Here is a 12,124-nt window from a genome sequence, read left to right as displayed (position 1 = left end):
GGTGCTAAGCATTAGAGGTAAAGTGGTTTAAAGTGCAAATCTCAATGTGGCTTGAACGTAGTTAGAGTCTTTATCTTGTTCATCCATACAGAAGTTACCTACTTCAAAGCCCACCACTAAATCCTTGGTTAAATTTTGAAATACGTTAACGCCCCATTGAGTACGTTCGCGCTCAGACACATCACCTTCAACTTTTCCGTAGAGCACGCTTGAACGAAGTGTATCAGTCCAAAAGTGGCGGTATGCTATGAGTACCGAAGTGAGATCTTCAACTTCGTTATCGTATACATCTTTTGCAGCAGCAGCGCCGACATAGCGACCAAGCTCACCTTTGTGAAATTGAAAACGTAAATCATCTTTGCCAGTTGTTTTAACTAAACCTGCCACAGACATACCAAAAGCAGATTCTTGCTCACCTGAGAGAGTGTTAAGCTGACGCGTAAGGGCCGATACTGATACGTTGCCCCAATCATCTTTAAAGTTATAGCGAGCGACTAAATCGGGTAGTTTGTCGTTAGAGGTATCGCCGCCCCATGTTTCTGGGTTTTCTAGCGACAGTTGAAAATTACCCATGTTATAACGCACTTGCCCTTGGCGAATAAACACCAGCCCTGTGGTAGCACCTGCAAAATCGGCTGCTTCTGGAATTGCACTGGTATTCATAAACGTTGACCACGTTTGGCCAACAGTGAGGTCTTGATAGTTTATAAAAGCATGACGTATGCGCGGGTTTGCAGAGTTCGATATTATTTCGTTACCACCACCACCGTTAAAATCCATTTCAATAAAGCCGGTAACATCGCCATGGACATACTTGGTGTTGAAACGGGTTTCATTAGCAAAAATTTTAAACTGAGAGGCATCTTCTTCAAGCGCTGTGCCATCCCCAATCCAAAAATCACGATAAGCTACATCTCCATCAACATACCGAGAGTCTATTTTTATATAGCCACCAAATGTGAGTTTATCGTTTTCTGTTAGTTTGATTTCGTAGCCGGCAAAAGCGGCTGAACTTGCAGTTAGTAACGAAGAGGCCAGTAGTAGTTTTTTATATTTTGAATCGAACATCTAGCTTATTCCCTTGTATTAGTTGTTCAGCTAATAGTAAGTAAACCGAACAAAGCAACAATTAGTAATAAGACTTAGCACCTATCGTTTAGTCCTTTAGTCTAGTTCTTTAGTTAGGTGCTATATGGTTAAATTCAGGATGTAAAAAGGGTAACTCCCACTTCTGCTAATAATAAAAAATGTGCTAAAAAGCACGGACAAGAAGCTCATTATGTTTTCTAACTGGTTGCTAATAAGTGTAAGCATTGGCTATATAAGCTTACTGTTTTTAATTGCTTTTTTAGGTGGAAAGTATCGTCATAAACTAGTTGCTAAGCAGCATGCGATTATTTATGCGCTATCGCTGGGTGTATACTGTACATCTTGGGGTTTTTTAGGTACATCTGCACAGGCTGCTAGCGGCTCCTTTAATTATATTCCTGTTTATTTAGCCCCTATTTTATTATTTATATTTGCGTGGCCTTTTATACAGCGGATTATAAAAACGAGCCTGCAACTAAAAACAAACTCAATAGCCGATTTACTCTCTGCCCGTTTTGGCAAGTCACAAAGTTTGGCACTTATTATTACGCTAGTCGCGTTAATAGGCACTTTGCCCTATATAGCCTTACAACTTAAAGCAATTATTGACTCGTATATTATCTTGCAAGAAAGTCAGGATCTGCCAGTTTGGCAGCTTGGTTTAATTGTTAGTGTTATTTTAACTGGCTTTACAATTATTTTTGGTATCAGAACGATTGATGTAACAGAGCGCCACCCTGGAGTGATGATAGCTATTGCATTTGAGTCAGCCGTTAAACTGATTGCATTTTTACTCGTGGGGCTTTTTGTATCGTTTGTAATTTATGACTCACCTTTAGAAATTTTAGAAAAGTCAAAAGGGCATGTTTCTTTAGCGCAGCAATTTGAGTCAAGTAATTTAGTGAGTATGTTTGGTTTACTATTTATTGTTATGTCTGCTTGCTTATGTTTACCGCGCCAGTTTCAAGTCATGTTTGTTGAAATAAAAGATAGAAAAACAAGTAGCTTAGCGCGTTGGTTGTTACCTGCTTACATTTTAGTATTTGCATTTTTTGCAGGGCCTATTGGTTTAGCGGGCACTTTAAACTATGCCGAATCGTTAAATGCAGATGCTTATGTATTATTTTTACCCGCCTATTATGGGCAGGTGTGGTTGTCGTTATTTGCGTTTTTAGGAGCTGTTTCTGCAGCCAGTTCCATGGTTATTGTATCAACCATTGCGTTGAGTACGATGTTGAGCAATGAAATTGTCTTCCCGCTTATATTTAAATTTTCACCTAGGAAAAACCATGATTATTTGCATTTTCAATCACGGCTTTTATTTATTCGTAAGGCGTTAGTGGTTGTTGTTATAGCATTAAGCCTTGGTATGTTGCTTATTTCTCCGCCTGGCGCGTTATCATCATTGGGTGAAATTGCTTTTGGCGCTATTGCGCAAATTGGACCTGCATTGATAGCTGCTTTTTTCTGGCCAAGAGCCACACAAAAGGGCGTTTTTTGGGGGATAAGTTGCGGCTTTCTAATTTGGGGATTTGGCAATTTACTCCCGCAGCTTGGTTTTTATGAACACTTATTTAGTAACACGACTTGGCCTAAAACCACGGTAATGACCTTAATAGGGTTAAGCCTAAATATAAGCGTATTATTTATAGTGTCATTGCTGACCCGGCAAAACATCCGCGAAGAAATGCAAAGTAAGTTTTTTTACGGTACAGGTAAAAATCACCATAGGCATTTTCCTAAGCAACCAAAGGTAGATATAAGTGAACTTGAACTGCTTTTGTCCCGCTTTATTGGTTTTGAAAAGTCAAAACAGTGTTTTGCGCAATTTAATATACTGCACAAAGATAAAAAGCATAAAACCTACAATGAAGCATTACTATTTCATGCTGAGAATACTTTGGCACCTGTGCTTGGGGCTGCGTCAGCTAAACTTGTATTGTCTTTTGGTTTAGGTGGGCGCGATATGGCTTTTGACCAGGTCGCAAAAATTGTGGAAGATAATTCTACTCAGCAGCTTGAGTTTAGTCGCTCAGTTTTACAAGGCGCCATTGAAAATACCAGTGAAGGTATTTCAGTGATTGATGGCGACTTAAATTTAGTGGCTTGGAATAAGCAATACCTAGATATTTTTAATTACCCAAAAGATTTTATATATATTGGTTGCCCTATCAGTGAACTTATTAGATACAACCTTACAAATCAAAAGCGATATGTATGTGATATTGAGGCTCAGGTAAATAAACGTTTAGGGTATTTAAAAGCAGGAAGTAGGCATCAGTCTGAGCGACGTTTACTTAATGATAAAATTATTAATATTGAAGGAAACCCGATCCCAGGCGGGGGCTTTGTAATGATTTTTACAGATATTACAGAATTTAGAAAAGCCGAAAAATACCTAAAAGAAGAAAATACAGACTTAGAAAGCCGCGTTTTAGCACGTACTAAAGAGTTAGAGCAGGCGAATGTTGAACTCGAAAAGGCGAATCAAGAACTTGTAGCAGCACAACTAAAAGCAGAGCAAGCCCACCTTAAAAAAAGCCAATACTTAAGAGCATGTAGCCACGATTTATTACAGCCACTTTCTGCTGCTCGCTTGTTTTCATCTGCGGTAAGTTTAAGCGCCAAGGTATCTGCGCAAGAGCGAATGCAAATTAAGCAAATAGATAACTCTTTAGAGATTGCTAATAATCTTTTACTCGATTTAAACGAAATAGCACGTATTGAAAGCGGTAATATAACCCCTGATATCAGTGTATTTCCAATTGAAAAACTATTCTCTATGTTAAAGCTTGAGTTTTCAGCTTTAACGCACGATTACGCGATAGATTTTAGATGTGCTTCGAGTAAGGTGTATATAAAAAGTGACTTAACTTTACTTGCCCGAATTGTACAGAACTTTTTAAGTAATGCTTTTCGTTATGCACACGATGGGAAAGTATTGTTAGGTTGTCGCAGGAAAGGGCAAAACCTGTGCATACAAGTAATTGATAATGGCCCCGGGATCCCACACGAAAAACAACAGCAAGTGTTTGAACAATTTATACAATTATCAACCAAGCTGGTGGGTCCAAAAGGGCTTGGTTTAGGCTTAAATATTGCAAAAAGTTTAGCTGAAATACTCAATCATAAGCTTGGGCTACTCTCTAAGGTAAATTGTGGCAGTACATTTAGTGTAGAAGTGCCTTTAGCGTCAGAGGTTAAGCTTGCAGCCCCTAAACCTATACAGGCGAGTAACAACTTACAAGGCGTGTGTGTGCTGTGTATAGACAATGAGGAAAGCGTGACGGCAGGTATGAAGGATTTACTATCAGCATGGAAGTGTAATGTGCTAATAGCCTCAAATGCTCAACAGGCTATGTCTATTTACAAAAGCCACGAGGAAGATATTGATATATTACTGGTTGATTATCAGCTAACAGATGAAGCTATACCCGCATGTGATTCACAAACGAGCACGGGATTACTCGGGGCCCAAAAACACAGCCCTGCTCACGTTCGATATTACAATGGTATTGAGCTGATTAAAGCTATACGTGCAGTAAGCCCGTATCCATTACCTGCAATTCTCATTACAGCCACTATGGATGAGTCAGTACAAAAACAGGCGCAGAATGCTGATATCGGATATTTGCGTAAAATAGTTAAACCTATTGCGTTAAGAGCGCTGATGAGCTCTCTTTTAACTAAGCGATTAGAAAAAAATTATATATCCGATACATTTCTTTAAGGTGTGTTATGAGTAAAAAAGTCATGCTCATGCTTATGGTGGTTTAGCAAAATAACGGCTTGAGTACGGTTTTTAACACCCAGCTTTAAAAAAATTGTACTCACATGACTTTTTATTGTCGATTCAGACAGGTTTAGGTCATACGCAATTTGTTTATTGAGTAGTCCATCAGCCAGCATAAAAAGTATTTTTCGTTGTTGATTAGTGAGTGTTGAAATTTTACTTTCTTTATCTTGCTGAGCCCCTTGTTTTAATGCATAAGCGGGGACCCAAAGCTCACCATTAATAATGCTATTAAGTGCAGCTACCATGTCGTTAACGGGAGTGGATTTAGGTATAAAACCAGCAGCCCCAAATTCTATTGCCTTATTAATGGTTTCAGACTCTTCAAATCCAGAGATAACTACTACCGCGATATGTGGGTATTTAAGACGAATGCTATTAAGTGTATTAAACCCCTCCGCTCCGGGTATATCTAAATCTAATAAAATAAGGTCGATGTCGGGTGTATCAATAAGTGCTTGTTCTAGTTCGGCTATAGTTTGAGCCTCAAGCAATGAAGAGTCAGTAAAGCTTGAAGTAAGCATTAGCGACAATGCTTGCCTAAACAGGGGGTGATCATCTGCAATGATAATTTTTGTGTGTATTGTCATTTTATTTTCTAACCTAAAGTTTAGATAAATGATCTTTTGTTTTGATAATTTACTTTTAAGAAAAGGTAAATTTTTTGATTTTAATAACATAACCCGATTAGATTAAAATTCAATGTTAATTCTATAAATTAGACTAAAGGACTAAGACTTTTATTGTTTAATTGGAAGGATATAAATGTTGTTAACTAATTTTGCTTATTAATTTTGATATTAAAAGTTTCATTAATTTAAAGTTTCTAATCGCTCCCTCTTATAAAAATGTTCAAGGTCGATTACAATACAGCCATCTAAAAGGCATTGATGCCTTTGTCTGCACGTAAAGAGAGTGGATTTTATATTTCATGGCAATCAAACTTGCAATTAATGGTTTTGGTCGTATTGGTCGAAATATTGTCCGCGCGTTGTACGAGTCAGGTTTGAGCGACGAGATAAAAATTGTTGCGATTAACGAACTTGCTGACCCTGAAGCTATTGCTCATTTATTAAAATACGACACATCCCACGGTCGTTTTTCTTTTCCTGTAAAACTTGGTGAAGACACCATTAGTGTTGCAGGCGATACCATTGCACTATTTTGTGAAGAAAACCCAGTAGAATTACCTTGGCAAACCCTTGATGTAGATGTAGTACTTGAATGTACCGGTGTTTATCACTCGCGTGAGCATGCACAACTACACATTACCGCGGGCGCTAAAAAGGTGTTGTTTTCGCACCCAGCTGATAACGACGTAGATGCCACCATTGTGTATGGCATTAACGACGATGAGCTAAAAAGTGAGCACTCAATTGTATCTAACGGCTCGTGTACTACAAACTGTGTGGTGCCTGTTATTAAAGTACTAGATGATGCGTTTGGCATTGAATCGGGTGCTATTACCACTATTCACGCGTCGATGAACGATCAACAAGTGATTGATGCGTATCATCATGATTTACGTCGTACCCGTGCTGCGAGTCAGTCTATTATTCCGGTTGATACAAAATTAGCACGAGGAATAGACCGCATTTTACCAAAATTTGAAGGGCGCTTTGAAGCCATTGCGGTTCGCGTGCCGACAATTAACGTAACGGCAATGGACTTAAGTGTTACAGTAAATGCCGATGTAGATTTAAACGCGGTAAATACAGCACTTAAAGCACAAGCAAAAGATCGCTTAGAAGGCATTTTAAGTTACACCGAAGAGCCACTGGTATCGGTTGATTTTAATCACGACCCACATTCTTGTATTATTGATGGCACGCAGACACGTGTTAGTCACAAACGCCTGATAAAGTTACTTGTTTGGTGTGATAACGAATGGGGTTTTGCCAATCGTATGCTAGATACAGCACGTGCGATGATGGCTAAGTAAGCGTTTTATAATAATTTTAAAATTTATTTTTCAGGTTCAAGTATCGTTAACTAAGGAGATGTTATGTCGGTCATAAAAATGGCAGATTTAGATTTAAACGGCAAGCGCGTATTAATTCGTGAAGATTTAAATGTGCCAGTAAAAGCAGGTAAAGTGACGTCAGACGCACGTATTCGTGCTGCGCTGCCTACTATTAAATTAGCGCTTGAAAAAGGCGCTAAGGTAATGGTTATGTCGCATCTTGGCCGCCCAACAGAAGGTGAGTACGACGACGAGTTTTCACTTGCTCCTGTTGCCGATTACTTAAACGATGCACTTGAGCAAAATGTACGCCTTGAGAAAGACTACTTAAACGGCGTTGAAGTTGCCGATAACGAAGTGGTTGTGTTTGAAAACGTACGCTTTAATAAAGGTGAGAAGAAAAACGACGAAGCGTTATCAAAACAACTTGCAGCACTGTGTGATGTGTATGTAATGGATGCATTTGGCACCGCTCACCGCGCACAAGCGTCTACTCATGGCGTTGGTTTATTTGCAGATATTGCCTGTGCTGGCCCGTTATTATCAGCAGAGCTTGAAGCATTAGGTAAAGCATTAGATAACCCAGCTCGCCCATTAGTCGCTATTGTAGGTGGTTCTAAAGTATCAACTAAATTAACTGTTTTAGACTCGCTTTCAACGATTGTTGATCAGCTAGTAACTGGTGGCGGTATTGCTAATACCTTTATTGCAGCAGCAGGTCATCCGGTTGGTAAATCACTTTACGAAGCTGATTTAATGGATGAAGCAAATCGTTTATGTGCAGCAGCTAAACAAAACAATGGTGAAATTCCGGTACCGACTGATGTTGTAGTAGGTAATGAATTTTCAGACTCAGCAGTTGCTACGCTTAAAGATGTAAGCGAAGTAACAAGCGATGACATGATTTTTGATATTGGCCCTGATACAGCCAGCCAACTTGCTAAAATTATAGCAAATGCAGGTACTGTAGTGTGGAATGGCCCTGTTGGCGTATTTGAATTTGATCAGTTTGGTAATGGCACGCGTGCTATTGCCCAAGCAATTGCTAACTCTAATGCGTTTTCAATTGCTGGTGGCGGTGATACCTTAGCTGCAATTGATAAATACGGCATTGCCGATAAAGTATCTTACATTTCTACCGGTGGTGGTGCGTTCTTAGAGTTTTTAGAAGGCAAAAAACTTCCAGCAGTAGAAATGCTAGAGTCGCGCGCTTAATAATAAATTTTTAGCCGCATTAGGTGAGGGGGAACCCTCACCAACGATTAATTATTAAATACCTCTCACCCTTATTTAATAGTTAATTAAGACGAAACTTTGCAGTTTTAGTTGCGATGGTTCGTGACGCAGTGATTGCGTCAAATTAACACATCCGTTCAAACTAGATGGCAGGAGACTGCTGTCGATAAATTGGAGAATACCCAATGGCTTTAATCAGTATGCGACAACTTTTAGATCATGCAGCTGAACACGGTTACGGCGTTCCAGCCTTTAACGTGAATAACCAAGAGCAAATGCGCGCAATAATGGAAGCGGCTGATAAAACAAACAGCCCAGTAATTGTTCAAGGATCAGCAGGCGCACGTGCTTATGCTGGTGCTCCATTTATCCGCCACATGATTTTAGCAGCCGTTGAAGAATGGCCGCACATTCCAGTAGTAATGCACCAAGATCACGGCACCTCACCCGGTGTTTGCCAACGCTCAATTCAACTTGGCTTTTCATCAGTTATGATGGATGGCTCATTAATGACTGACGGAAAAACCCCATCAAGTTACGAATATAATGTAGAAGTAACACGCGAAACCGTGGCTATGGCGCACGCCTGTGGCGTGTCGGTTGAAGGCGAGCTAGGTGTACTTGGCTCACTTGAAACCGGAGAAGCGGGCGAAGAAGATGGTGTAGGCGCAGAAGGAAAGCTTACTACCGATCAAATGCTTACCGATCCAGAAGAAGCCGCCGATTTTGTAAATAAAACTCACGTTGATGCCTTGGCAATAGCGTGTGGTACATCGCACGGGGCTTACAAATTTACGCGCCCACCCACAGATGATATTTTAGCGATTGATCGTATTAAAGAAATTCACGCCCGTATCCCGAACACACACTTAGTAATGCACGGATCATCATCTGTACCCCAAGAGTGGTTAGAGATCATAAATCAATACGGTGGCGAAATTCCTGAAACATACGGCGTACCTGTTGAGCAAATTGTAGAAGGGATCAAATACGGTGTACGTAAAGTAAATATTGATACCGATTTACGCTTGGCCTCTACTGGTGCTATTCGCCGTCATATGGCGCTTAACCCATCTAACTTCGATCCGCGTAAATACCTAGCAGAAGCAACTAAAGCAATGACAGAGATTTGTGTTGCCCGCTACAACGCGTTTGGTACAGCAGGACAAGCTGGGAAAATTAAGCCAATTTCACTTGATGATATGCACCTTAAGTATTTAAGTGGTGAGTTAGACCCACAAATTAAATAATGATCTTTAATTAAAAAATACCGTTATAAAAACCAGCTGGCGTAATCCAGCTGGTTTTTTTATACCGCAAAGTACTGGGATCACTGTTATACCAACTTACTAAAGTGGGATCACTGATTTACTAACCGCGCCGCGTTTGGATCATTTATTTACCAACTAGCGCATAGTTTTACGCTAAGTTAGGCACTCAATTAATCAGATCGTTTTTTATTTGTACAATAGATCAGGTGCTTAGTTGTTTGACTAAGTATAAGTGTGATCCCAAACCCGATCAGCTTAGTAAAAACCAGATCTTTTAATAGGCTGCTTAGTAAAAAACAGATCTATTTTTAGCCACATAATGACATCTAGCAGTGCAAAATCAGTTTCGTATCTGGTTTTTTTACTGTGTTAGTAAAGTAATGATCCCGCTATGAGTGTCTACTCAGAAATAGAACTGTCATCTTTTTGTAAATATGTTTTGATTAACCTTAATTTGCAAAATAGTTTTAAAAATATGACGTTAATGATGTTTTTTGTCACTATTTTGTGTTTTTTTTACCAGGATTTTAATTTACACGTTACACTTTCATAAAAATGTCATACTTAGTCATAATAATGAAAACTAATTCGATAGCGTAAGAGATAATTTGGAATGTCACGTAAAGTACTAGTCGTAGATGATGAAGCTCCTATCAGAGAGATGTTAGTTTTTGTTTTAGAACAAAATGGATTTCAAGCAATTGAAGCAGAAGATTACGATTCTGCCATTGCAGCTATGGTTGAACCATACCCAGATATGGTTTTACTCGATTGGATGTTACCAGGCGGTAGCGGTATTCAAATAGCTAAGCAATTTAAGCAAAGTGAATACACACGTCAAATTCCAATTATTATGCTTACAGCCCGCGGCGAAGAAGAAGACAAAGTACGCGGCCTAGAAGTAGGGGCAGATGACTACGTTACTAAACCTTTTTCTCCTAAAGAGTTAATGGCTCGCATTAAAGCGGTTATTCGCCGTGTATCGCCTACCTCATTAGAAGAAGCCATAGAAGTACATGGCTTGCGTTTAGACCCAATATCGCACCGCGTTACCTCTGAGGGAAGCGAGCTTGATATGGGCCCAACCGAATTTAGATTATTACATTTTTTTATGACTCACCCAGAGCGTGTTTATAGCCGTGAGCAACTGCTTGATCATGTTTGGGGAACTAATGTGTACGTAGAAGACCGTACAGTTGATGTGCACATACGACGTTTACGCAAAGCGATTGCACCGCTGGGGCATGATCGCTTAGTACAAACAGTACGTGGTGCAGGTTATCGTTTTTCTAGTAAATTATAAGGTACCGCAGCTAGGGTGTGAGTACGCATAAATTACTACTCAAAGGTAAAGTGAGTGTATGTATCGAGTTATTAATAAACAGGCGTTAGTAAAACGTCTGTTTATCTATTTTTTACCCCTGTTATTAGTTGGTGTACTTATTGGTGCACCATTTTTGCTTTTATTTTTAGGCACTTCTTCTCTTTTAGTCTGGCATTACCATCAACTTTATCGCTTAAGCGATTGGCTTTTAAATCAACGTAGCTTTAACCCACCAGAGGGCGAGGGTGCGTGGGAACAAGTATTTGAAGGCATTTATCATTTACAGCACCGTAATCGTAAAAAACGCAACGAACTGGCCGATTTAATTCGTCGCTTTCGCGATGGGGCTGAAGCTGTACCCGATGCCGTAGTGGTATTGCAAAGTGATTTAAGCATTGTTTGGTGTAACCAACTTGCACTTAAAGTATTGGGGCTACAATGGCCGACCGATCATGGCCAGCGCCTAGATAACCTAATACGCGAACCTAAATTTGCCAAGTACATGCTGCGCGGTGAATTTGAAGAGCCATTAGAGCTTGATAACGGGCATATTGTTGACCAAGTGCTTGAATTTAGGGTAATGCCGTATGCCAACACGCAGCTTATGGTGGTAGTACGTGATGTAACACGCCTAAAGCAGCTAGAGCAAATGCGCAAAGACTTTGTTGCCAATGTATCGCATGAGCTGCGTACGCCGCTTACGGTCGTTACTGGCTACCTTGAAATGATGGATGGCGATATGATGCCACCGCCTGCAATGTGGAATAAAGCGCAAAATACCATGCTTGAGCAATGTAAGCGTATGGACAGCTTAGTTAATCAGCTTTTATCTCTTTCGCGTATTGAAGGGGCGCGCAGGCAAGACAACGACAAAGCCATAAATGTGCCGCAAATGCTCAACTACATTAAAACCGAAGCGCAGTCTATAAACCAAGATAAAGGCCATGAGCTTATTTTTGATATAGATAATGAGCTTGATATTAAAGGCTCTGAAGATGAGCTACGCAGTGCGTTTTCTAATTTAGTGTTTAACGCTATACATTACACTAAAGCGGGCGGAAAAATTGTTGTTACCTGGCAGCGTAAAGAGGGGCTTGCGCACTTTAGTGTAAATGATAATGGCGATGGTATTGCACCAGAGCATATAAATCGTTTAACTGAGCGCTTTTACCGCGTAGATAAAGCAAGGAGCCGCACAACCGGTGGCTCAGGTTTAGGCTTAGCAATTACTAAACACGTGCTTACACGTCACGATAGTAAATTAAATATAACCAGTGAGCTTGGTAGAGGCTCGTGTTTTTCTTTCGATTTTTCAAAGGATAAGCTTGTTAACTTAGCAAGTTAACGGTAACAAAAAGTAAAGTCATAAAAGTGTCATTTAAGAGTAATGTAACTGTCATCTACTCACTTTACAGTAGACGACAGTTAGGAAATGGGACGAACAAATC

At 39.9% G+C, this 12,124-nt stretch carries 8 protein-coding genes; 6 read left to right on the top strand and 2 right to left on the bottom strand.

The features are described from left to right. Positions 1–27 precede the first annotated feature (27 nt). Positions 28–1,068: a DcaP family trimeric outer membrane transporter gene (locus tag QUE46_RS13140; RefSeq protein ID WP_286245134.1), complete on the bottom strand. Its 1,041-nt coding sequence runs from the start codon at positions 1,066–1,068 to the stop codon at positions 28–30. A gap of 211 nt (positions 1,069–1,279) precedes the next feature. Between QUE46_RS13140 and QUE46_RS13135 the strand changes: the two genes are divergently transcribed. Then, the gene (locus QUE46_RS13135; protein ID WP_286245133.1) at positions 1,280–4,819 is read left to right on the top strand and encodes a PAS domain-containing hybrid sensor histidine kinase/response regulator; all 3,540 of its coding nucleotides are present in this window, start codon (positions 1,280–1,282) and stop codon (positions 4,817–4,819) included. Here the strand turns inward: QUE46_RS13135 and QUE46_RS13130 are convergent. Next, a complete protein-coding gene (locus tag QUE46_RS13130; RefSeq protein WP_286245132.1) occupies positions 4,816–5,472 on the bottom strand; it encodes a response regulator transcription factor in 657 nt (218 codons plus the stop codon). The two genes, QUE46_RS13135 and QUE46_RS13130, sit on opposite strands and share 4 nt — an antisense overlap. Before the next feature lie 341 nt (positions 5,473–5,813). Here QUE46_RS13130 and epd point away from each other — a divergent pair, with 341 nt between their 5' ends. The 5 genes from epd to phoR all read left to right on the top strand — a co-directional run bounded on the left by epd (position 5,814) and on the right by phoR (position 12,021). Beyond that, on the top strand, positions 5,814–6,824 hold the full coding sequence (gene epd / locus QUE46_RS13125; RefSeq protein WP_286245131.1) for an erythrose-4-phosphate dehydrogenase: 1,011 nt from the start codon (positions 5,814–5,816) through the stop codon (positions 6,822–6,824). Between the two features lie 63 nt (positions 6,825–6,887). Beyond that, on the top strand, positions 6,888–8,060 hold the full coding sequence (locus QUE46_RS13120; RefSeq protein ID WP_286245130.1) for a phosphoglycerate kinase: 1,173 nt from the start codon (positions 6,888–6,890) through the stop codon (positions 8,058–8,060). Positions 8,061–8,266: 206 nt separating this feature from the next. After that, complete coding sequence (fba, locus tag QUE46_RS13115) at positions 8,267–9,331, top strand: class II fructose-bisphosphate aldolase (protein WP_004586082.1); 1,065 nt, start codon at positions 8,267–8,269, stop codon at positions 9,329–9,331. 634 nt (positions 9,332–9,965) lie between these two features. After that, the gene (gene phoB, locus QUE46_RS13110; protein ID WP_004586083.1) at positions 9,966–10,655 is read left to right on the top strand and encodes a phosphate regulon transcriptional regulator PhoB; all 690 of its coding nucleotides are present in this window, start codon (positions 9,966–9,968) and stop codon (positions 10,653–10,655) included. Between the two features lie 58 nt (positions 10,656–10,713). After that, on the top strand, positions 10,714–12,021 hold the full coding sequence (phoR, locus tag QUE46_RS13105) for a phosphate regulon sensor histidine kinase PhoR (RefSeq protein ID WP_286245129.1): 1,308 nt from the start codon (positions 10,714–10,716) through the stop codon (positions 12,019–12,021). Positions 12,022–12,124: the final 103 nt, after the last annotated feature.

The sequence above is a fragment of the Pseudoalteromonas sp. MM1 genome (assembly GCF_030296835.1).
Classification (GTDB): domain Bacteria; phylum Pseudomonadota; class Gammaproteobacteria; order Enterobacterales; family Alteromonadaceae; genus Pseudoalteromonas.
Note: the sequence above shows the minus strand (reverse complement) of the source record. Positions and strands in the feature narration are given on the sequence as shown.

What these genes read in the sequence shown, in the direction of transcription:
- phoB (WP_004586083.1), top strand. Translation starts at nt 9,966, where the DNA reads ATGTCACGTAAAGTACTAGTCGTAGATGATGAAGCTCCTATCAGAGAG.
- phoR (WP_286245129.1), top strand. Translation starts at nt 10,714, where the DNA reads ATGTATCGAGTTATTAATAAACAGGCGTTAGTAAAACGTCTGTTTATC.
- epd (WP_286245131.1), top strand. Translation starts at nt 5,814, where the DNA reads ATGGCAATCAAACTTGCAATTAATGGTTTTGGTCGTATTGGTCGAAAT.
- QUE46_RS13140 (WP_286245134.1), bottom strand. Translation starts at nt 1,068, where the DNA reads ATGTTCGATTCAAAATATAAAAAACTACTACTGGCCTCTTCGTTACTA.
- fba (WP_004586082.1), top strand. Translation starts at nt 8,267, where the DNA reads ATGGCTTTAATCAGTATGCGACAACTTTTAGATCATGCAGCTGAACAC.
- QUE46_RS13135 (WP_286245133.1), top strand. Translation starts at nt 1,280, where the DNA reads ATGTTTTCTAACTGGTTGCTAATAAGTGTAAGCATTGGCTATATAAGC.
- QUE46_RS13120 (WP_286245130.1), top strand. Translation starts at nt 6,888, where the DNA reads ATGTCGGTCATAAAAATGGCAGATTTAGATTTAAACGGCAAGCGCGTA.
- QUE46_RS13130 (WP_286245132.1), bottom strand. Translation starts at nt 5,472, where the DNA reads ATGACAATACACACAAAAATTATCATTGCAGATGATCACCCCCTGTTT.